Genomic DNA, 19,558 nt, shown 5'->3' on the forward strand with positions numbered 1-19,558 from the left:
TTAGTTAAGTTAACTAACGCTTCTGTCCGCGCAGAGTAGGCCGCCCGCGACAGCCCGTCAATACCCTGTCCGCCCGGCCGCCACCGGACTCGTCGAAGGGTGTGCGGCGCGCGCAATATGCTGCTCACCATGCGCGACTTGGGACGACGCCGCCGAGGCGTGGCAGCCGCGGCCGTCGTGCCGCCGGTGCTCACCGTGGTGTTGTCCGGCCTGACGGAGCGGCTGAACCTGAGCAGCCAGGTGCTCGTCTATCTGGTGGCCCTGGTCGCCATCGCGCGCCTGTGCGGCATGGTGGCCGCCTTGGTCGCGGCGATCTGGACCTCGCTGCTGATGGACTACTACTTCATCTCCCCGGTCCACACGTTCCGGATCTCGGGTGCCGACGATGTGATCGCGCTGGTGGCCTTCGTGATCGTCGCGATCACCGTCGCCTCCGTCGTCGAGTACTCGGGCAAGCTGTCCCGGCGGGCCACCCAGGCCGCCGCCGAGGCCGCCCAGCTGGAGGCCGCCGACCGGATGCGCACCGCCCTGCTCACCGCCGTCTCCCACGACCTGCGGGCGCCGCTGGCCGCAGCCCGCGCCTCCGTCGACACCCTCCGCGACCCCGCGTTCGACCTGTCGGACGCCGACCGCACCGAGCTGCTCGGCGCCGCCCACGACTCCCTCGGCCGCCTGACCCGCCTGGTGGAGGATCTGCTCGACATGTCCCGCCTGCAGTCCGGCGCTCTGAAGCCCCACCTGGAGCCGGTAGCGGCCGAGGACGTGCTCCCGCGCGCCGTCGACGACGTGCCCGCCTCGCCGGGCCGCGTCACCCTGCGGCCGCCGGCGGCGGAGGTGCCGCCGGCGAGGGCCGACGGCGCGCTGCTGGAACGCGTCCTGGCCAACCTGATCGGCAACGCCGTGAAGCACACCACCTCACCGATCGAGATATCCGTGGCGGGCACGGCGTCTCCCGTCACCGGCGCCCCGATCGTGGAGGTGCGGGTGATCGACCACGGCCCCGGCATCCCGCCGTCCGACCGCGAACGCGTCTTCCGCCCGTTCCAGCGCCTCGGCGACCGCGACAACGCCGCCGGCCTCGGCCTCGGTCTGGCTCTCGCCCGCGGCCTCACCGAAGCGATGGGCGGCACCGTCCACCCCGAGGACACGCCCGGCGGCGGCCTCACGATGGTGGTGGCTCTCCCCGCCGGCTCAGCGACCACCCCTGAGGAGGACGGCACCCGGTGAAGCGCATCCTGGTCGTCGACGACGAATCCCAGCTCCTCCTCGCCCTCCGCATCAACCTCACGTCCCGCGGCTACGACGTGGCGGTCGCCGCCGACGCTGCCGCGGGTCTGTCCTCCGCCGCCCGCCGGCCCCCGGACCTGGTCGTCCTCGACCTCGGACTCCCGGACCTGGACGGCGTGCAGGTCATCGCCGGCCTCCGCGGCTGGTCGACCGTGCCGATCCTGGTGCTCTCCGGCCGCACCGAACCGTGGGACAAGGTCGAGGCCCTCGACGCGGGCGCCGACGACTTCGTCACCAAGCCCTTCTCCATGGACGAACTCGCCGCGCGCATCAGGGCCCTCCTCCGCCGCTCCGAACCGGAGGACCCCGCGGGCCCGGTGGTGCCGGTCGGCCATCACCTGGTCGACCTGGCAGCCCACACGGTCCGTCGTGCGCCCGGCGCGCCCGAGGACGCGCCCGAGACGGTCCGCCTGACGCGCACCGAGTGGGCGGTTCTGGAGACCCTGCTGCGCCACCCCGGCCGCCTGGTGTCCAGTAAGCAACTCCTGGCGCAGGTCTGGGGCACCGAGCACGAACCGGAGAGCAGCTATCTCCGGTTCTACCTCTCCAGGTTGCGGCAGAAGCTGGAGCCGGAACCGTCGCGTCCGCGGCAGCTGTTGACCGAGCCGGGGATGGGTTACCGGTTTCAGCCCTGATATCCGTGAGCGATCCGTGAGCGATCCGTGAGCATTTTTCTCCCACCCACTAGTGCGCTGACGAAAACACCCCCGTAGCATCGCGGTCGTGCCTAGTGCCTTGGGGATAGCCAAACGGGTCATGGTCGGCCGGCCGATGCGCAACGAGATGCTCGGCGAGACCCTCCTCCCGAAGAAGATCGCGCTCCCGGTCTTCGCGTCCGACGCGCTCTCGTCGGTCGCGTACGCGACCGAGGAGATCCTCCTCGTCCTTTCCGCCGGGGGCCTGGCCCTCCTCCACTTCACCTGGTGGATCGCCCTGGCGGTCGGCCTCCTGATGCTGGTGGTCGTCGCCTCCTACCGGCAGAACGTCCACGCCTATCCCTCCGGCGGCGGCGACTACGAGGTCGCCACCACCAACCTGGGCCCGAAGGTCGGGCTCACCGTCGCCAGTGCGCTGATGGTCGACTACATCCTCACCGTCGCCGTCTCGGTCAGCTCCGGCGTCGCGAACCTGGCCTCGGCCTTCCCCGCGCTGAACGACCACGTCGTGCTGATCTCCGTCGCGGTCATCGCGGTCATCACGCTGCTGAACCTGCGCGGCGTCCGGGAGTCCGGGACGGCGTTCGCGGTGCCGACGTACTGCTTCGTCGCCGCCGTCGGCATCATGATCGTGACCGGTCTGGCACGCATCGTGTTCGGGAGCGGCCTGCACGCCGAGAGCGAGCACTACCAGATCGTCAACACCACCCACTACAACGGTGTGCTGCTGGTCTTCCTCCTGCTGCGCGCGTTCGCCTCCGGCTGCACCGCGCTGACCGGCGTCGAGGCGATCAGCAACGGCGTGCCGGCGTTCAAGCCGCCGAAGAGCAAGAACGCGGCCACCACGCTGGCCATGCTGGGCGGCATCGCCGTCGCCATGTTCGCCGGCGTCACCGCGCTCGCCCTCGCCGGCCACGTGCACGCCGCCGACGCCGCCAACCTCAGCGGCCTGCCCGCCGGCCAGGAGCCGCGCACGGTCATCGCGCAGGTCTCGCGCTCGGTGTTCGGCGGCTCCTCGCCGATGTTCTTCCTGCTGCAGGTCGTGACCGCGCTGATCCTCGTGCTCGCCGCGAACACCGCGTTCAACGGCTTCCCGGTGCTCGGCTCGATCCTGGCCAAGGACGGCTACCTGCCGCGCCAGCTGCACACCCGCGGCGACCGGCTGGCGTTCTCCAACGGCATCATCCTGCTGGCCGGCTTCGCGACCCTGCTGGTGGTGGCCTTCCACGCCTCCCCGACCCGGCTGATCCAGCTCTACATCGTCGGCGTGTTCGTGTCCTTCGTCTGCTCCCAGACCGGAATGATCCGGCACTGGAACCGGCTCCTGAAGGACACCGCCGACGTCGTGGCCCGCCGCCGCATGATGCGTTCCCGCGTGATCAACGCCGTCGGCGCCGGGGTCACGGCCGCGGTCCTGGTGATCGTGCTGGTCACCAAGTTCGCCAAGGGCGCGTGGATCGTGGTGCTGGCGATGCCGGTCATCTGGCTCGTGATGCGCGGCATCAACCGGCACTACGCGGCCGTCGCCCGCGAGCTGGCGCTGATGGAGGACGAGACCCGGGTGAGCCTGCCGGCGAACAACCACGCCGTGGTCCTGGTCTCCAAGCTCCACCTGCCGACCCTCCGCGCCCTCGGCTACGCCAGCGCCACCCGCCCCAGCCGCCTCGAAGCGGTGACCGTGCACCTGGACGACGCCGAGGTCGAGGCCCTGAAGGCGGAGTGGGAGCGGCGGAACATCCCGGTGCCGCTGACGGTGATCGACTCGCCGTACCGCGAGATCACGCGGCCGATCATCGAGTACGTCAAGCGGCTCCGCTCCGAGAACCCGGACGACGTGGTCACCGTCTACATCCCGCAGTACGTGCTCGGCCACTGGTGGGAGCAGGTGCTGCACAACCAGTCCGCGCTGCGCCTGAAGAGCCGGCTGCTGTTCCAGCGCCGCGTCGTGGTCGCGGCGGTGCCCTACCAGCTGCAGTCCGCGACGGCCCGCATCGAGCGCGCGAAGGCGCAGGCGCAGGCCGCCTCCTTCCAGACGAGTGCCATGACCAAGCCCCGGCCGCCGCGCCAGCGCACCCGCCTGCAGACGCTGACGCTGGAGAACTCCGAGCTGGAGGCCGCGTCCCTGTCCGAGGCCGTGACGCCTTCCGGCGCGACCCCGATAGCCGACTGCCCCGACCGCCAGCAGGTGTGCCTGGCCGGGACGCTGCGCACGGTGCGCCTGCGCCCGCGCGCCGGCGTCCCGGTGCTCGAAGCGGACCTGTTCGACGGCACCGGCTCGGTCACCGTGAGCTGGCTCGGGCGCCGCGAGATCCCCGGCATCGTGCCGGGCCGGCGGATCGTGGTGCGCGGGCGGGTCACGACGACCGGCGGGCGGCGCGCCGTCTTCAACCCGATCTACGAGCTGCGGCCTTCGGCCGCGGACTGAGGAGCGTCACGCGGCTGAGTCTCACAGCGACTGATAGAGCACCGACCGCGCGTCCCGCGTCCGCCGCACCAATCCGGCGCGATGCAGGATCTGCAGGTGGTACGACACGGTCGACGGGCTCAGCCGCAACCGTCCCGCCACCTCTCCGGTCGTCGCCGGAGTCGCCGTCGCGGCCAGGATCCGCGCTCGCGTCCGGCCGATCAGCTCGGCCGGACGCCGCGGCTCCGGCGCCGTGCCCGGGCCCTTGCCGCCCACGGGATAGAACAGCATCGCCGACCGCCGTATCCGTTTCTCGGCCGCGGTCATCGCGCATCCGCGGCCCGGGAACGTGGTCATCGTGTCGATGACGCACGCCACCCGCGGCGTGAACACGCTCGGCAGCAGCACCACCGACCGCTCCGGCACCGTCGTCTCGAACGTCGAACGGACCCGCAGCGTGTCGCCGTGCCAGTCGACCTTCGGGCTCAGCCCGTCCAGCGCCGCGCCGAACCCGTGCTCGCCGACGGTGCGCAGCCGCAGCATCACATCCGCCTCCATACGAGCCCTGAGACGCGGCCAATGCGGGGCCAGGACGTGGATCCAGACCTGCTGCAGCTCCTCGGCCAACCGCGCGGCGACGTGGGCCTCCCCGGCGTCGAGGGCCGTGTGCAGCACCCGCGGCAGCTCGCGTCCCACCAGTCTGGCGACCCGGCCGTCGGCCGCCACCGCCAGCTCGCCCGCGACGCGCCAGCCCGGGGTGGTGGCGATCGCGTGCAGCTCGTCGTCGGCGGAGTTCTCGAACCGGGGCGCGGGCGGGGTCAGGAAGTCCGGGACGTAGTGCCCGGCCCCCGGCTCCACACGCAGCAGCGCCGCCAGCAGGTCCAGGCGGTGGGCCAGCACCGCGTCCCGCAACGGGGCGCGCAGCGGACGCGGGACGGTGCCGCCCGCCGCGGCCAGCAGCAGGTGGACCGTCTCGCCCAGCGGTGACAGGGCGAAGCGCGAGCGGGCCAGGCCGTCGGCGCGCAACTGGATCCTGATCATCTTCGATCCCGTTCGAATTCATGGCCGCGGCGGGCGCGGCGCCGTTGGCTGGAAGACGAGCCGGCTGACACGGGAGGTTGCGATGAGGAAGAAACGGGCGGCGACCGGCCTGGCCGCCGCATTGGCGCTGACCGCCGCGGGCGTGGGCACCGGGGGCGCGGCGGAGGCGAGGACGGCGACCGGCACGACCGGCACGACCGGCGCCCTGACAGGCACGCTGAACGGAGCACCGTATGTGGTCGACGTCCCCCCGCAGTGGAACGGCACGCTCCTGCTCTGGAACCACGCCTTCGACCCCGGGGTGAGCACCGCCCAGGACGCCGACCCCGACCACGCCGAGGTCAAGGCCTGGCTGCTGGCCCACGGCTACGCGCTGGCCGGGATCCACTACGCGAACGTCGCGTATCCGACCCCGGAGGCCGTCGGCGCCGACCTGGCCCTGCTGACCTGGTTCCGGGCCCACGTCGGGCGTCCCACGACCACCCTCGTGTGGGGCCGGTCGCTCGGCGGGCAGCTCACCGCCCAACTCGCCGAGCGCGCCGCGCCGGCGTTCGACGGCGCCCTGCCGATGTGCGGGGAGACCGCCGGGCCGACCGCGAACTTCAACGCCCTGCTGGACGCCGCCTACACCCTCAACACCCTGGTGTGGCCGACGACGCCCGTGCAGATCGCCCACATCGGTGAGCCGGACGCCAACCAGGCGAAGGCGATCGGGCAGCTGATGACGGCCTGGCAGGCCCCCGACCCGCGCACCCGCGCCCGGCTGGCCCTGGCCGGGGCGCTCGCGGACATCCCGGACTGGGCCGACTCGCTCGCCCCGGAACCGACCGCGCTCGGGGACCGCGTCGACAACCTGGTCGCGTACCTGGCCTACGAGGTGCCGGGGTTCCTGTGGGGGAGCGGACGCGCGGACACCGAGGCCCGCCTCGGCGGGAACCCGTCGTGGAACATCGGAGTGGACTACCGGACCCAGCTGGCGTCGTCGGCCACCCGGGACCTGGTCGCCCAGGCCTACGCCGCGGACGGCGCCGGCGGGCAGGCCGCGCTCGACGCCGACCTCACCGCGCTGAACGGCGGCCCGAGGGTCGCGCCCGATGCCGGAGCCGTGGCGGCCCTGGCGGTGCAGGGCTCGATCACCGGCCGGATCGGCGTCCCCACCCTGACGCTGCACGACACCGGCGACGGGATCGCCCCGGTCGGCAACGAGCGCAGCTACGCCGACGCGGCGGCCCGGACCGGACGCTCGGGACTGCTGCGACAGGCGTTCGTGGCGCGCGCCAACCACTGCTTCTTCACCGGCGCGGAGGAGCTCGCGGCCCTCCAGGCGCTGATCGCGCGGGTCGGCACCGGGCAGTGGCCGGACACCGGGGCCGCGGCGCTGAACACGGCGGCGGGCGCGTTCGGGCCGGACTACCGGCAGATGTGGAGCTACTTCCAGGAGGGCACGGCCACGGTGCCGTCGGCGTTCGTCGACACGCGGCCGGCGCCCTTCCTCCGCGGCCCCCGGTAGTCAACATGTTGAAATAGAGGTTCGTGGAGGACACGCGATCCCGGCTCCGGAGCCACTCCGACCAGCTGATCCTGGCCGCCGCCCTCTGCGGCCTGGCGGCGGGCGGCATCGCCTGGTGTGCGGGGGCGCACGGCGCGGCCCGGTGGATCTGGGGCGGGGTCGCGGTCCTCGGCGCGCTCTGCTCGCTGGCCTGGGTCGTCGGCGCGCTGCGCCGGAAGCGCCTCGGCGCCGACGTCATCGCGCTGCTCGCGCTGATCGGCACTTTGCTGGTGCACGAGGAACTGGCCGGCGCCCTGATCACCGTGATGCTGGCGAGCGGACGGGCGCTGGAGACGGCCGCCGCCGGGCGCGCCCGGCGCGACCTGCGGGCTCTGCTGGAACGGGCGCCGCGGACGGTGCGGCGGCGGGTCCCCGCCGAACCCGGACCGGGAGGCGGACGGGGCGCGGCCCCGGGCGTCGAGACCGTCCCGGCCGAGGCCGTCCAGCCGGGCGACGTCGTCATCGTCGGCACCGGCGAGGTGGTGCCCGTCGACGGCGCGCTGGCCACCGCCACGGCCGTCGTCGACGAGTCGGCGCTCACCGGGGAGCCGCTGCCGGTGGAGTACTGGAGCGGCGACCGGCTGCGCAGCGGTGTGGTCAACGCCGGCGCGGCGTTCGACCTGCGCGCGGTCTCCACCGCCGCCGACGGCACCTACGCCGGCATCCTGCGGCTGGTGCGCGAGGCGGAGCGGGCGAAGGCGCCGGCGGTGCGGGTCGCGGACCGGATCGCCGCCTGGTTCCTGCCGGCGACGCTGGTCGTGTGCGCGCTGGCCTGGGCGTCGTCCGGGGAGGCGAGCCGCGCGGTCGCGGTGCTCGTCGTCGCGACGCCCTGCCCGCTCATCCTGGCGGTGCCGGTCGCGATGGTCGCCGGGCTGTCGCTCACCGCGCGGCGCGGCGTCGTGGTCAAGGGCGGCGGCGTGCTGGAGCGGCTCGCCGACGTGCGGACCCTGATCGTCGACAAGACCGGGACGCTCACGGCCGGCCGCCCCGCCCTCGGCGGCGTGATCACGGCCGAGGACGTCGCGCCCGGTGAGGTGCTGCGCCTGGCCGCCTCGCTGGACCAGGTCTCCGCGCACGTCCTGGCCGCCGCGGTCGTGCGCGCCGCCCACGAACGCGGGCTCGCCCTCTCCGCGCCGGAGGACGTCGAGGAGGTCACCGGCCAGGGCATGCGCGGGCGCGTCGACGGCCACGAGGTCCACATCGGCAAAGCCGCCTTCGCCGGGGATCCCGGCCGGGCCCACTGGGCCGAGACCGCCCGCCGCCGCTCCGACGCCGACGGCGCCCTCACCGTCTTCGTCGGCGTCGACGGTCGCGCCGTCGGGGTGCTGCTGTTCGACGATCCGGTGCGGCCGGACAGCGCCCGCACCGTCCGGGCCCTGCGGCGCGGCGGCATCACGCGGGTCGTCATGGCCACCGGGGACCGCCGCCCGGTCGCCGAGGCGGTCGGCTCGGTCACCGGCGTCGACGAGGTCTTCGCCGAGTGCACGCCGGAGTCCAAGGCGGGGCTGGTGCGGACCGAGCAGGCCCGGGCGGTCACCGGCATGGTCGGCGACGGGGTCAACGACGCCCCGGCCCTGGCGCTGGCCGACGTCGGCGTGGCCGTCGGCGCCGGCGGCACCACCGCCTCCTCCGAGGCCGCGGACGTGGTGCTCACCGTCGACCGCCTGGAGCGCCTGGCCGAGGCGAAGGCCGTCGCCCGCCGCACCAAGCGCATCGCCCTGCAGAGCGCGGGCGGCGGCATGGCGCTGTCCGGCCTGGCGATGCTCGCCGCCGCCCTCGGCCACCTGCCCGCCGCCTGGGGCGCGCTGCTCCAGGAGGGCATCGACCTGGCGGCCATCCTCAACGCTCTCAGGGTCCTGCGTCCCGCCGACGACGCGGTCCGGCTCGACGACCGCACGCAGGAGCTGGCCCGGCGCTTCGCCGCCGAGCACACCGCCGTGTGGGCGGTCCTGGACCGGATGCGCGCCGTCGCCGACGAACTGGCCGACCGGCCCTCCCGGGACGATCTGCGCCGCGTCCGGCAGCTCCACCGGGACCTGGTCGAGGACGTGCTGCCCCACGAGGAGGCCGAGGAGGAACTGCTCTATCCGGCGATGGCCGAGGCCCTCGGCGGCGTCGATCCCATGGCGACCATGAGCCGGGCCCACGTCGAGATCCAGAACCAGATCAGGACCCTGGGAACGCTGGTCCTCCGCGACGATCTCGACGCCGCCGACATCGCCTCACTCCGGCTCACCCTCTACGGCCTCTACGCGGTGCTACGACTGCACACGCTGCAGGAGGAAGAGAGTTACCTGTCGCTGGCCGACACCGCGGAACCGGCCGCCTGAGCCACCACCAGCGTGTCGATCGCGGGCTGCGCGGCGAGGTCGGTCTGCCGGTGGACGCGCTCGGCGCGCGTGACGCGCAGACCGCTCAGCCGCTCCGTGACGAGCTCCGGGGTCAGCAGGATCGCAGGATCCTGCGGCCCGCCCACGCCGTCGGCGATGTTCGTCACGTCGTGGCCGACCACGACCAGCGTCCCGCCGGGCGCCAGCGCGGCCTCCGCGTGCCGCAGCACGGTGCCGAGCTTGTCGGGGCCCAGATGCAGGTACGCGATCACGACCGCGTCGTAGGCGGCGGGCTCGGGCCGGTACTCCAGCACGTCCGCGGCGACCCACTCCACGTCCAGTCCGTGCTCCGCGGCCTGCGCCCGCCCCCGCGTCAGCGCGTTCTCGGAGAAGTCGACGGCCGTGGCCCGCCAGCCGAGGTCGGCGAGCCACAGCGCGTTGCGGCCCTCGCCGCACGCCAGATCCAGCGCGCGGCCCGGGCTCAGCGGGCCGAGGACCTCGGCCACGAAGCGGTTCGGCGCCCAGCCCCAGACGGACCGGGCCGCGCCGTACCGCGCCTCCCACAGCTCGCGGTCCTCGGAGGGCGCCATCAGACCGCGGCGCTCTCGGTGTCGCCGGCCCGGGCGGTCCCGGCGGCGTCCTTCTCGGCCAGCGCCTTGCGCACCTCGTCCATGTCCAGCGCGCGGGCCTGCGCGATCAGGTCCTCCAGCGCCGCCTCCGGCAGGGCGCCGGGGTGCGCGTACAGGGTGACGCCGTCGCGCACGATCATCAGGGTCGGGATCGAGCGGATCTCGAACGCCATCGCGAGCTCCTGCTCGGCCTCGGTGTCGACCTTGCCGAAGGTGAGGTCCCCGTGCTTGGCGGCGGCCTTCTCGTAGACCGGCGCGAACGCGCGGCACGGCGGGCACCAGTCCGCCCAGAAGTCGATGAGGGTGATGCCCTCGCCCTCGACGGCGTCGGTGAAGGTGTCCTTGGTCAGTTCCACGACGGCCACAGCCGTGCCTCCTCGCTGGTCAGGGGGCCCTCGGTCGGATACCCCGCAGGGTATAACCCGCAGTGCTTCCCCGGATATTCCAGCCCGCGTGTACGTAACGCGGAACCGTCGCGCTCTTCTAGGTGCCCCACATCCCACACAGGCGCCAGGAGGCGATCCCCATGCGGACCACGGATTCGGCACGATCCCTGCTGGCGCAGGCCTGGAAGGCCCCCCGCGAGGGCGGCGCACTGCCCGCTGAGCTGGGCGACGATCTGGAGCGGGTGCTGGGCGCGAAGCTGGCCGCCCTGCGGATCCACACCGGCGCGGCCGCCGACGCCGTCGCCCGCGCCCACGGCGCCGGCGCGATCGCGTCCGGGGCGGGGATCTTCTTCCGGGACGGCGCCCACCGGCCCGACACCGTCGCCGGGTGGCACCTGCCGGCCCACGAGGTCGCCCACGCGGTGCAGCAGGCGGACGCCGAGATCCGTGACTTCGGCGAGGCGGAAGCCGCCGCCGACCGCTTCGCCGACGCCTTCGTGGCCGGCGCTGTGCACAGCTCACCGGGTATCCCAACTATCTGACGTTCCTCACGAGCGCCGCCGCGCGGTTGGCCGCGGCCGAGCTGCACGGCCAGACGGTTGCCGGGTGCCGCGGTGCGTGATGTCCGGGCGTACGGGTAGGCGCTGTCGGCGGCGCAGATGAAGGCTCAGGCCGGCGGGCCGATGTACGGCTGAAGATCCAGTACCCTGGATCGTGTTATCAGACCTCTGATTTTATGGGTACGGCCGGGTGATGGGACATGGACGCTGCCGGGGTGCGGTTCCGGTTGCTGGGATCGGTGGAGGAGTGGGCCGCCGGGCAGCGCGTCGCGGTGCCGGTGCCGACACCGCACCAACTGCCGACGGCTCCGCGGTGGTTCGTGGGGCGGGCGCGGGAAGCGGCTCGGCTGACCGCGTTGCTCGATGAGCAGGGCACCGATCGCCCGGGAGGCTCGAGCGGCACGCCGATGATCTGCGCCATCGGCGGGGTCGGCGGCATCGGGAAGACGTGGTTGGCCTTGGAGTGGGCGCACCGCAACCTCGACCGCTTCCCCGACGGCCAGCTGTACGTCGACCTGCGCGGTTTCGACCCCGCCGGGCAGCCGATGTCCGCGCAGACCGCGTTGCGGGGGTTCCTGGCCGCGTTGGGCGTCGCGCCCGCGGACGTCCCGACGACCGCGGATGGCCGGGTCGGACTGTACCGTAGCCTTTTGGCCGGCCGCCGGATGCTGCTCCTCTTGGACGACGTCCGCGACCCGGGCCAGGTCGAGTCGCTGCTGCCGGGCAGTGCGAAGAGCACGGTGTTGCTCACCAGCCGGCAGCACCTGCCGAGCCTGCTCGTGAAGTACGGCGCGGTTCCGCTGGAACTGGGAGCGCTGACATCGGCTGAGGCGCACGCTCTGTTCGCCTGCCACCTCGGCGAGGAACGCACCGCCGCGGAGGCCGACGCCGTGGCCGAGTTGGCGAAGCGCTGCGCCGGCCTGCCGCTCGCGGTCAGCGGCGTGGCTGCTCGTGCCCTGACTCAGCCCGCGGTGCCGCTGGCGGTGCTCGCCGACGGCATCGGGATCCCGGCGACGACCAGTCTCAGCACACCGGCACCCTCACCCTCACTGCCGCTGTCACCGTCACGGCTGCATCCCGCGCTGTGCGATCCGCAGGAAGCGCGTCTGGTGCAGCGATACGCGTCTGGTCGGTATCGCATGCCCGACCCGGCTCGCCTCCTCTCCGCGCCCGCGGCCGCCGAACCCCTGCTCGCCGACGACCTGCTCGCCGACGACCTGGCCGCGTGGCGGACCTGACTGGCACACGTCGCACAGGGCTACTGCGACCGGCCGCGTCACGCCTGGTAGCGCGAAAGATGCTGGGGGCCTCGGCCGGCGAGAACCCGACCGAGGCCCACGTCCGGCGACTACCGCCGAGCGTCCGAGCTCAGTGCTCCAACGCCAGCAACAACGCCGCCGACCAGCTGAAGCCCCGCGAGTTCATCGCGGCCCCGTCGGTCGGGTTGTAGTTCTCCATGAGCGGACCGTCGCCGAGCATCCCGGCGGCGTTCGCGTGGAGCTTGTCCGTCAGGTCCTTGGCGTCCGCGGTGTAGCCGTAGCGCTTGAGGCCTTCGAGCGCGAAGTACGCCTGGTCCATCCACACCGCGCCGCGCCAGTAGCCGGTCGGCTGGTAGTACGGAGAGCTCGCCGCGACCGTCGGGAACGGCATCCGCGTGTTGAACTCGGTCGGCGCCACCAGCTTCGACCGGACCGCGGCCGCCTGGTCCTTCGTCGCGACGCCCGCCCACAACGGGATGGCGCCCTCGATGCCTCGGCCGCGGTCGGACAGCGGTCGGCCGGTGGACAGGGAGGTGTCGTAGAACCAGCCGGTGGCCGGGTCGTACATCTTCTGCTGGACCGCGGTCGTCGTCGCGGTCGCGGAGGCGCGGAACCGGGCGGCGTCGGCGGGGTGGCCCAGCCGGTCGGCCATCTGTGCCAGGATGCTGCTTTCCGCCGCCAGGTAGGAGTTCAGGTCGACGGACTCCTGGGTGAGGGAGTAGCCGACCGGCGTGCCGGCGGCGTCGGTGTTCGTCACCACCCCGGCGCCCAGCGCCGCGTCGAAGCGCGGGGCGTTGTCCATCCCGCTCTCCCACGCCGCGGCCTGCCGCTTGTCCTCGTCGGCGGCGTTCGACGGGTCGATCGTCGAGCCGTACTCCGCCAGGCCGTCGTGGTCGTGGTCCCGGTTGCGGTACCACCAGTCGTGGTACGCGACCAGCTTCGGATACATCTCGTGCAGGAAGCCGACGTCGCCGTTCCGCTGGTAGATCTCCCACACGGCCCAGGCGGCCAGCGGCGGCTTCGAGTTGCGCTCGTTCCAGTTTCCGCCGCCGTGCGCCGGGTCGTTGTAGAAGATGCAGTCGGGGATCATGCCGGCGTCCTGCGGCCGGTCCGGATCGGAGGTCGTGACCTGGTAGTCGAACATCGACCGGATCTGGGACTCGGCCAGGGACGGGTCGAACACCGCTGTTCCGACCGCCTGCTTCCATGTGTCCCACGCCCAGAGGCCGCTGAACCACTTGTTGGAGATGGACGGTGTCACGCCGTCGTGCCGCAGCGCCCCGGCCGCGCTGCGCCAGTTGGTGATCAGTGTCTCCACGGACTTCACCGCCAGCCGCCGGTCCGGGCTGTCGGGGACGCCCCGGGTGGCGGCCGCGACGTAGCCGCGCCACCGGCGGTCGTCGTCCGCGACCACGGCGGAGGGCGCTTCGAGCGTGCGCGCGATCACCGACTGCTCGGAGGCGTGGTCCGAAGCGGTGAACGTGAACGACTCGGTCCACGTCAGAGCCCGCCGGCCGTGCGGCCCCAGTGCCAGCGGCGCATTCAGGGACGTGGTGTAGGTGTCCCCGGCTACCGACGTCGTCACCGGCTCGGCGTGGGTCACCTGGAACTTCTCGGTCCCGTCGGTCAGGTAGTCCCACGTCTCGCGCACCTTCGCGAACCCGACCGCGACGCCGCTCGACGTCGCCTGCAACGAGGGAGCGCTCTTCATCGGCTCGTCGTCCGCGCGCAGCAGCGACCCGGTCCACCCCGCAGCGAGTGTCCGAGCCCGGCCGCTCGTGTCTTCGACGAAGGCCTGCACCAGGGCCGTCCGGTCGCTGGCGTACCGCAGCTCCATCGTGACGCGCAGGCCGTCGACGTCGAAGCTCTGGCGCAGTAGGCCGGGCAGCGAGGTGAAGACCGGATTGGTGGCCTTCGACAGGTCGATCGCCTGCCCGCCCTCGGAAAGCGTCAGGTGGCTGATCCCCTTGCTCAGCCACCACGGATACTCCTGCGCGACGTACAGCGGTCCGGTGAAAGCGCCATAAGAACCGGTGTCACCGACCTTCGGCAGCGCGTAGGCATGCCACGCACCGCGGTCGGCGAACACCCCGATCGGGTTCACATCAGTGTCCGGATCCCCTGGCAGCGCCGTGTTCGGCACCCCCTGGAGGTTCAGCACGTCGGCGTACGACGTGAGCAGATCCGGAGTGGCGGCCTGCGCCGCCGTAGGGGGAATCGCACAACTCGCGCCGAGCGCCAGCACGGCCACAGCTCGCACTGAACGGGACATCTTCACCTTCCTTGCTTCATGACCGCGACACCATGCGCGGCCAGATGGGAGGGGCGGCTGCCGGTCAGCAGGTCGATCGTGCCGGAGGGCACGGCGGCCAGGGAGACCTCGCAGTCGTTGTGGTTGAGCAGGAAGTAATACGAGTGGGAGTCCGACCGGCGGCAGGTGACCTCGACTCCGGCCGGCAGGTCGGCGAGCACCGGTCCGACCCCGGCGGCGGTGAGGGCCTCGTCGAGTACCGCTGCGATCCCGGTGCCGAGATCGCAGCTCACATACCAAGCCGCACCGGCTCCGAAGGCGTTGCGGGTCACCGCCGGCCGGCCGGCGAGCGGTCCGGAGCTGTACGTCCCCACGACCGAAGCCGTGGTCGCGTCCAGCCACTCACTCCAGCGCGCGGCCTTGTGGATCCGGCCACCGATCTCCACTTCGACGGCTTCGTCGTCGGGAACCGGCCACCACTCATCCACGGCGACCCCGAGCAGTCCCTTCAGCGGCCCCGGATAGCCGCCGTCGAGCCCGTCGGTGCTCTGGTGGATGTGGTCGAGCTCGTCGACGATCCCGCTGAAGAACCCGCAGACCAGCCGCCCGCCCTCGTGGACGTAGCGGGTCAGCCGTTCCGCGTCGTGCGTACTCACCGAGTACAGGTTGGGCGCCAGCACCAGCCGGTATCCGGCCAGTTCGCCGTTCGGCGGGACGAAGTCCACTGCCACGTTCCGGGCGTGCAGCACCGAGTACCAGCTCAGGATCTGCTCCTTGAGCCGTATCCGGGCCGACGGGTGGTCCTCCGCCTCCAGCGCCCACCACGAGTTCCAGTCCAGGATGATGGCGACCGCGCTCTCGGACCGGCTGCCGGCGACTTCCGCGAGCCGCTGGAGCTCGCCGCCGAACCGGACCGTCTCGCGCCATCCCCGGGACTCGGTCCCGCCGTGGGGGAGCAGGGCGCTGTGGAACTTCTCCGCCCCGGCCCGCGACGCGCGCCACTGGAAGTGCAGGACCCCGTCCGCCCCGCGTGCCACCGTCTGAAGCGACCACAGTCGCCGCAGGTCCGGGGGCTTCGGCACGTTGACCGCCCGCCAGCTCACCGCCGACGGTGCCTGTTCCATCAGCAGCCAGGGCCGGCCCTTGCCGAGCGACCGCATCAGGTCGTAGTTCATCGCGGCCGGCACGTGGGCCGTCGGATCGGCCGGATCCGGGTAGGCGTCGTCGGACACCAGGTCCTCGTGCTCGGCCCAGTTCCAGTAGTCGAGGTCCTTCATCATCGACATGAAGTTCGTCGTGACCGGGACCTCTGGCGTCACCTCCTTCAGGACGGCCCGCTCCGTGAGGAAGCAGGCGAGCAGGGCGGCGGAGCTGAACCGTCGCCAGTCCAGCAGCTGGCCCGGATTCACCGGTCCGGGGGCGGTCCGGGGCGGTTCGATCTGCTCGAAGTCCGAGTAGCGCTGGGCCCAGAACTCGGCGCCCCAGGCGAAGTTCAGGCGCTCGATGTCGTCGCCGTAGCGGTCCCGCAGCCAGCGTCGGAAGTCCCGGGCGGACTCCTCGCAGAAGCATTCCGTCACGTGGTCGCCGTACTCGTTGTGGATGTGCCACAGCGCCAGTGCCGGGTGCTTCCCGTACCGTTCGGCGATGGTTCGGGCCAGGCGTGCCGCGGCCGCACGGTAGACCGGCGACGAGGGGCAATAGTGCTGCCGCGATCCGAACTCCAGACGCACGCCGTCGGCGGTGACCGGCAGCGTCCGCGGGTACTGACGCACGAACCAGGCCGGCGGTGAGGCCGTGGCGGTGGCCAGGTCGACGGCGATCCCGTGGGCGTGGAAGAGGTCCATGAGCCGGTCGAGCCAGCCGAAGTCCCATTCCTGTTCGGAGGGTTGCAGCCGGGCCCACGAGAACACGCCCAGCGTCACGATGTTCACGCCGGCTTCCCGCATGAGCTTCGCGTCCCGCTCCCACACGGGTTCCGGCCACTGCTCCGGGTTGTAGTCCGCTCCGTAGAGCAGTCCCTCGACGCGGGTGATCATCCCTTGACCGCCCCTCCCAGCAGCCCCGACACGAACTGCTTCTGGAAGATGAAGAAGATGGCCATCAGGGGCAACGTGGCCAGGAACGAGCCGAGGATCAGGCCCGAGTAGTCCACGTGCGTTCCGCCGACCAGGGTGTAGAGCGCCACCGGAGCGGTGTACTTGTCTTCGGAGTTCAGCATCAGGAGCGGCCACAGGAAGGCGTTCCACTGGCTCATGAACGTGAAGATGGCCAGGGCGCCGAGCTGCGGCTTCACGACCGGCAGGACGATCCGGTAGAAGGTCCGGATGTCGCCGGACCCGTCGATCCGCGCCGACTCGATGAGCTCGTCGGGGAAGTCCAGGAACGCCTGCCGCATCAGGAAGATGCCGAAGGAGTTGGCCAGGAACGGCACGATCACCGCTTGGTAGCTGTTCACCCAGCCGAGGTTCGACATCATCTGGAACAGCGGGACGAGCAGCACCTGGAACGGCACCATCATCGTGGTCAGTACCAGGCCCAGCAGCAGTCCGCGGCCGCGGAACCGGTACTTGGCCAGGCCGTAGCCGGCCATCGCCGATATCAGACCGCTGCCGAGGGTGTAGATCACGGCGACGGCGAGGCTGTTGACCATCACGCGCGTGAAGCCGATCGACTCCTCCAGCGCCTTCAGGTTCGTGATCAGGTGCCCGCCGGGGACGAACGGCGGCGGGGAGTGGAAGAGCTCGTCGTTGCTGTGCGTGGCCGCGACGATCATCCAGTAGAACGGCACGACGCTGATGAAGGCGCCGACGGCCAGGACGGCGAAGACGACGAGGCGCCGGAGCGCGTGGGGGTTCAGGGTCACTTGCCTCCCCTTTCCGATCGCGTTGCTCTCGCGTCCTTCGCTGTTCTCTCTGAGGATCCGAAGAACCGGAACTGGATGACCGACAGCACGCCGATGATGAGCACCACCGCCCAGGCGATCGCGGAGGCGTAGCTGAAGTCCATCTGGTCGAAGCCGACCTTGTAGAGGTAGAGGACCGGCGTCATGGTGGCGTTGTCCGGGCCACCCTTGGTCAGCACGAAGTTCTCGTCGAACAGCTGGAGCGTGCCGATCGTGGAGGTGATCGAGCAGAACAGGATCACCGGCCGGAGTTGCGGCACCACGACCTTGCGGAACGTGGTCCACGGCCCCGCGCCGTCGATGGCCGCCGCCTCGTACTGCTCGCGGGGGATGGCCTGCAGGCCCGCCAGCAGGATCACGGCGTTGTAGCCGGTCCAGCGCCAGGTGATGGTGCCGATCAGCGACACCCGGGCCCACACCGGGTTGTTCAGCCAGTCCACCGGGCTCACTCCGAACCAGCCCAGGACCTGGTTCATCATGCCGCCGTCGGTCTTGAGCAGCACCCGGAACACCACGGCGTAGGCGACGAGCATGGTGATCGACGGCAGGAAGAACGCGATCCGCCAGGTGCCCTTGAAACGCAGCCAGGAGTTGTTGAGGACCGAGGCCAGGACCAGCGCCAGGCCGATCATCAGCGGGACCTGGAAGACCAGCAGCAGGCCGGTGTTGTACAGCGACTTCCAGAAGATCGGATCGTCCAGCATCCGCCGGTACTGCGCGAGGCCGGCCCAGGTCTGCACGCCCCCGGAGTCGTTCGTGAAGCTCTGGTAGAAGCTCGCGCAGAGCGGGTAGGCGAAGAAGACCACGAACAGGGCGGCGGCCGGGCCCGCGAACGCCCAGTGGACTACACGGAAGCTCTTGCGGCCCCGGCGCCGGACTCGCCCTTGGGGGGCGAGCCCGGCGTTGGCCGTAGGAGGTACGGTTTCCACGGCCATGAGGTCAGGAGACGGTCTGCCGGCCGGTGGCGGAGGCGATCTGCTGCGCCGCCGAGTCGAGCGCCGCCTTCGGGTCCTTGCCGCCCTGCATCACCCCGGTGGTCGCGTCGTTGATCAGGTCGCCCGCCTTGGAGTAGTCGCCGGTGTACTCGACCGGCTGGATGTCCTTGGCGAGGTCGGCGAACGTCTTGAAGACGGTCTGGCCCCCGTAGTAGTCCTGCGGGGCGGTGACGTAGGGGTCGGACAGCGCCGGATCGAAGGCGGGGAAGATGCCCTCGTTCTTGAGCATCGACACCTGGTTGGCCGAGTCCGCCAGCGCGAACTGCATGAACGCCCACGCGGTCGCCGAGTTCTTGCTCTGCGCCGAGATGCTCAGCAGCGAGCCGCCGTTGTTGGCGGTGCGGATGCCGCCCGGGGTGAAGGCCGGCAGCGGCATGGCGCTGAACTTGCCCTGCAGCTCCTTCATCTCGTCGGTGAGGGTGCCGGACCACCAGGCGGCGGTCGGGGTGGTGGCCACCTTGCCGTCCTTGGTGGCGGCGACCAGCGCGTCCCAGCCCTTCTCGTAGTCGACCAGACCCTTGTCGGACAGCTGCTTCATCACGGTCATGGCCTTCACGGCCTCCGGTGTGTTGACCGCGACCTTGCCGTCCTTGAAGTAGCCCTGGCCCTCCTGCTGGAGCATCATCCCGAAGGTGCTGTCCCCGGTCGGGTCCACCACGAGCAGCTTCTTGCCGGTCTTCTCCTTGATCTGGACGCCGGCCGCGACGTAGTCGTCCCAGGTCTTGATCGACGCGGGGTCGACGCCGGCCTGCTGGAAGATGTCGGTCCGGTAGAACAGACCGCAGGGCCCGATGTCCCACGGCAGCGCGAGGACCTTGCCCTTGTCGTCGCTGCCGGTGCGCCAGGCCGCGGCGTTGAACTGGCTCTTGTACTGCGCCGCCAGCGTGCTCAGGTCGTAGAAGCCGTTGGGGAAGGTGCCGATGTAGCTCTGCATCTTCGGGCCCTCGACCTGCAGGATGTCCGGCAGCCCGGAGCCGGACTTCAGCCCGACCGTGATCTTGTCGTACGCGTTGTCGTAGCCGATGTCGACCACGTCGATCTTCGTGCCGGGGTGCTTCGCCTCGAACTCCGGCGCCAGGCGCTTGAGCGCCTTGGCCGCCACGTCCCAGGACCAGATGGTGACGGTCCCGGACACCTGCGCCTGTGCCCCCGAACTGATCGTGGGCGCCGGCGCCTTCTTGCCGCCGCCGGTCGCACACCCGCCGGTCGCCGCGACCGCCAAAGCCGCGAAACCGGCGAGCAGTGCAGAACGCCGTGAAGTCCTCATTGACACCGAGCCCTCCTCTGCCGCAATACTGAATGCTGTATA

Annotated in this window: 15 protein-coding genes; 7 read left to right on the forward strand and 8 right to left on the reverse strand. The window is 71.6% G+C overall.

Going from position 1 to position 19,558, the window contains the following annotated elements; genetic code table 11:
* Positions 1 to 129: 129 nt before the first annotated feature.
* From ABD466_RS11970 to ABD466_RS11980, 3 genes are all read left to right on the forward strand, one after another.
* The gene (locus ABD466_RS11970) at positions 130 to 1,227 is read left to right on the forward strand and encodes a sensor histidine kinase (RefSeq protein WP_344657053.1); all 1,098 of its coding nucleotides are present in this window, start codon (positions 130 to 132) and stop codon (positions 1,225 to 1,227) included.
* On the forward strand, positions 1,224 to 1,922 hold the full coding sequence (locus ABD466_RS11975) for a response regulator (protein ID WP_344657054.1): 699 nt from the start codon (positions 1,224 to 1,226) through the stop codon (positions 1,920 to 1,922). Before ABD466_RS11970 ends, ABD466_RS11975 begins: the two co-directional genes overlap by 4 nt.
* Before the next feature lie 88 nt (positions 1,923 to 2,010).
* The gene (locus tag ABD466_RS11980; protein ID WP_425558631.1) at positions 2,011 to 4,368 is read left to right on the forward strand and encodes an amino acid permease; all 2,358 of its coding nucleotides are present in this window, start codon (positions 2,011 to 2,013) and stop codon (positions 4,366 to 4,368) included.
* Positions 4,369 to 4,389: 21 nt separating this feature from the next.
* On the opposite strand, the gene ABD466_RS11985 is transcribed toward ABD466_RS11980, so the two are convergent.
* Positions 4,390 to 5,388, reverse strand: a complete 999-nt coding sequence (locus tag ABD466_RS11985) for an ArsR/SmtB family transcription factor (RefSeq protein WP_344657055.1) — start codon at positions 5,386 to 5,388, stop codon at positions 4,390 to 4,392.
* An 82-nt stretch (positions 5,389 to 5,470) separates the two neighbouring features.
* Between ABD466_RS11985 and ABD466_RS11990 the strand changes: the two genes are divergently transcribed.
* Positions 5,471 to 6,898 (forward strand): hypothetical protein, encoded by a 1,428-nt coding sequence (locus ABD466_RS11990; protein WP_344657056.1) that lies wholly within the window; start codon positions 5,471 to 5,473, stop codon positions 6,896 to 6,898.
* Positions 6,899 to 6,921: 23 nt separating this feature from the next.
* Positions 6,922 to 9,267: a heavy metal translocating P-type ATPase gene (locus ABD466_RS11995; protein WP_344657057.1), complete on the forward strand. Its 2,346-nt coding sequence runs from the start codon at positions 6,922 to 6,924 to the stop codon at positions 9,265 to 9,267.
* Here the strand turns inward: ABD466_RS11995 and ABD466_RS12000 are convergent.
* Both ABD466_RS12000 and ABD466_RS12005 read right to left on the reverse strand, forming a co-directional pair.
* Positions 9,228 to 9,857: a class I SAM-dependent methyltransferase gene (locus ABD466_RS12000; protein ID WP_344657058.1), complete on the reverse strand. Its 630-nt coding sequence runs from the start codon at positions 9,855 to 9,857 to the stop codon at positions 9,228 to 9,230. The two genes, ABD466_RS11995 and ABD466_RS12000, sit on opposite strands and share 40 nt — an antisense overlap.
* Positions 9,857 to 10,261: a thioredoxin family protein gene (locus ABD466_RS12005; protein ID WP_344657059.1), complete on the reverse strand. Its 405-nt coding sequence runs from the start codon at positions 10,259 to 10,261 to the stop codon at positions 9,857 to 9,859. The genes ABD466_RS12000 and ABD466_RS12005 overlap by 1 nt, the downstream gene beginning before the upstream one ends.
* Positions 10,262 to 10,422: 161 nt before the next feature.
* Between ABD466_RS12005 and ABD466_RS12010 the strand changes: the two genes are divergently transcribed.
* Together ABD466_RS12010 and ABD466_RS12015 are read left to right on the forward strand one after the other, a co-directional pair.
* Positions 10,423 to 10,824 carry an eCIS core domain-containing protein gene (locus tag ABD466_RS12010; protein ID WP_344657060.1) on the forward strand — a complete coding sequence of 134 codons (402 nt, stop codon included), beginning with the start codon at positions 10,423 to 10,425 and terminating at the stop codon, positions 10,822 to 10,824.
* A 218-nt stretch (positions 10,825 to 11,042) separates the two neighbouring features.
* Positions 11,043 to 12,080 (forward strand): NB-ARC domain-containing protein, encoded by a 1,038-nt coding sequence (locus tag ABD466_RS12015; protein WP_344657061.1) that lies wholly within the window; start codon positions 11,043 to 11,045, stop codon positions 12,078 to 12,080.
* A gap of 130 nt (positions 12,081 to 12,210) precedes the next feature.
* Here the strand turns inward: ABD466_RS12015 and ABD466_RS12020 are convergent, their stop codons facing one another.
* The 5 genes from ABD466_RS12020 to ABD466_RS12040 are packed head-to-tail and all read right to left on the reverse strand — an operon-like array spanning position 12,211 to position 19,516.
* Positions 12,211 to 14,373 carry an MGH1-like glycoside hydrolase domain-containing protein gene (locus ABD466_RS12020; protein WP_344657062.1) on the reverse strand — a complete coding sequence of 721 codons (2,163 nt, stop codon included), beginning with the start codon at positions 14,371 to 14,373 and terminating at the stop codon, positions 12,211 to 12,213.
* A 2-nt stretch (positions 14,374 to 14,375) separates the two neighbouring features.
* A complete protein-coding gene (locus ABD466_RS12025; protein WP_344657063.1) occupies positions 14,376 to 16,388 on the reverse strand; it encodes a beta-galactosidase in 2,013 nt (670 codons plus the stop codon).
* Positions 16,385 to 17,215: a carbohydrate ABC transporter permease gene (locus ABD466_RS12030; RefSeq protein WP_344657064.1), complete on the reverse strand. Its 831-nt coding sequence runs from the start codon at positions 17,213 to 17,215 to the stop codon at positions 16,385 to 16,387. The genes ABD466_RS12025 and ABD466_RS12030 overlap by 4 nt, the downstream gene beginning before the upstream one ends.
* Complete coding sequence (locus ABD466_RS12035; protein ID WP_344657065.1) at positions 17,212 to 18,189, reverse strand: carbohydrate ABC transporter permease; 978 nt, start codon at positions 18,187 to 18,189, stop codon at positions 17,212 to 17,214. Before ABD466_RS12035 ends, ABD466_RS12030 begins: the two co-directional genes overlap by 4 nt.
* 4 nt (positions 18,190 to 18,193) lie before the next feature.
* Positions 18,194 to 19,516 (reverse strand): ABC transporter substrate-binding protein, encoded by a 1,323-nt coding sequence (locus tag ABD466_RS12040; protein WP_344657066.1) that lies wholly within the window; start codon positions 19,514 to 19,516, stop codon positions 18,194 to 18,196.
* Positions 19,517 to 19,558 lie beyond the last annotated feature (42 nt).

This window comes from Catenulispora subtropica, from assembly GCF_039531675.1.
In the GTDB taxonomy this organism is placed as follows: domain Bacteria; phylum Actinomycetota; class Actinomycetes; order Streptomycetales; family Catenulisporaceae; genus Catenulispora; species Catenulispora subtropica.

What these genes read in the sequence shown, in the direction of transcription:
- ABD466_RS11970 (WP_344657053.1), top strand. Translation starts at nt 130, where the DNA reads ATGCGCGACTTGGGACGACGCCGCCGAGGCGTGGCAGCCGCGGCCGTC.
- ABD466_RS11985 (WP_344657055.1), bottom strand. Translation starts at nt 5,388, where the DNA reads ATGATCAGGATCCAGTTGCGCGCCGACGGCCTGGCCCGCTCGCGCTTC.
- ABD466_RS11990 (WP_344657056.1), top strand. Translation starts at nt 5,471, where the DNA reads ATGAGGAAGAAACGGGCGGCGACCGGCCTGGCCGCCGCATTGGCGCTG.
- ABD466_RS12000 (WP_344657058.1), bottom strand. Translation starts at nt 9,857, where the DNA reads ATGGCGCCCTCCGAGGACCGCGAGCTGTGGGAGGCGCGGTACGGCGCG.
- ABD466_RS12010 (WP_344657060.1), top strand. Translation starts at nt 10,423, where the DNA reads ATGCGGACCACGGATTCGGCACGATCCCTGCTGGCGCAGGCCTGGAAG.
- ABD466_RS12015 (WP_344657061.1), top strand. Translation starts at nt 11,043, where the DNA reads ATGGACGCTGCCGGGGTGCGGTTCCGGTTGCTGGGATCGGTGGAGGAG.
- ABD466_RS12020 (WP_344657062.1), bottom strand. Translation starts at nt 14,373, where the DNA reads ATGTCCCGTTCAGTGCGAGCTGTGGCCGTGCTGGCGCTCGGCGCGAGT.
- ABD466_RS12025 (WP_344657063.1), bottom strand. Translation starts at nt 16,388, where the DNA reads ATGATCACCCGCGTCGAGGGACTGCTCTACGGAGCGGACTACAACCCG.
- ABD466_RS12035 (WP_344657065.1), bottom strand. Translation starts at nt 18,189, where the DNA reads ATGGCCGTGGAAACCGTACCTCCTACGGCCAACGCCGGGCTCGCCCCC.
- ABD466_RS12040 (WP_344657066.1), bottom strand. Translation starts at nt 19,516, where the DNA reads ATGAGGACTTCACGGCGTTCTGCACTGCTCGCCGGTTTCGCGGCTTTG.